General features: G+C 70.1%; 1 protein-coding gene. It reads right to left on the reverse strand.

What is annotated here, in order from left to right:
• On the reverse strand, positions 1 to 1,043 hold a 1,043-nt coding region (locus ABZS61_RS34895), incomplete at both ends, for an acyltransferase domain-containing protein (protein ID WP_356430578.1).

The raw sequence follows: 1,043 nt of genomic DNA on the forward strand, positions 1-1,043 counted from the left end.
GCCCCGGTCACGTTCGACACCACCGGAATCCGCGCCGGGTGGAACGTCAGACCGGACAGGACGGCTCCGAACTCCTCCAGCATCGGCTCCATCAGCGCGGAGTGGAACGCGTGCGACACCGACAGCACGTTGAACCGCAGGCCACGGGCGGCACACTCGGCCACGTACCGCTCGATGGCGTCGGAGGTGCCGGACAGGACCACGGAATTCGGGCCATTCACTGCCGCGATGTCCAGACCGGAGTCCGCGACATCGGCTTCGGTGGCCTGGACGGCGAGCATGCCGTCGCCGGCGGGCAGTGCCTGCATGAGTCGGCCACGTTCGGCTACCAGGACGCACGCGTCGTCCAGGTCGAGGATGCCAGCCACGTGCGCTGCAGTGATCTCACCCAGCGAGTGACCCAGCAGCGCGTCCGGGGTCACACCCCACGACTCGACGAGCCGGAACAGCGCGACCTCGATGGCGAACAGACCCGCTTGCGCCCACACAGTGTGGTCCAGGTCGACACCGTCGGCCAGGACCTCACGCAACGGACGCTCCAGCCGAACGTCCAGCCGGGCACACACCGCGTCGAAGGCCTCGGCGAACACCGGGAACGCCTCATACAGCCCCAGGCCCATACCTGCACGCTGCGAACCCTGGCCGGTGAACAGGAACGCGGTCCTGCCATCTACGTTCGCACCTGCGGCGAGCACGTCCCCGCCGGGGGCCAGCACCACGCGATGTTCCAGCGCGGCACGCGTCGTCGCCAGCGACCAGCCCACATCCAACGGATCCAGCTCCGGACGCTCCGCCACGAACTCCCGCAGCCGTTCCGCCTGTGCCCGCAGGGCTGGCTCGGACTGCGCTGACACCGGCCACGGCACCAGATCCGGCGCCTTCGGCGTCGCATCGAGCGCAGCCGGTTCGGGCTGAGGCGGCGCCTCGAGAATCACGTGCGCGTTGGTACCGCTGATCCCGAAGGACGAGACGCCCGCGCGGCGCGGACGACCTGCCTCCGGCCAGGAACGCGCCTCCGTCAGCAGCTCCACCGCGCCCGCCGA

The organism is Streptomyces sp. NPDC005566 (assembly GCF_040605575.1).
GTDB lineage: Bacteria > Actinomycetota > Actinomycetes > Streptomycetales > Streptomycetaceae > Streptomyces.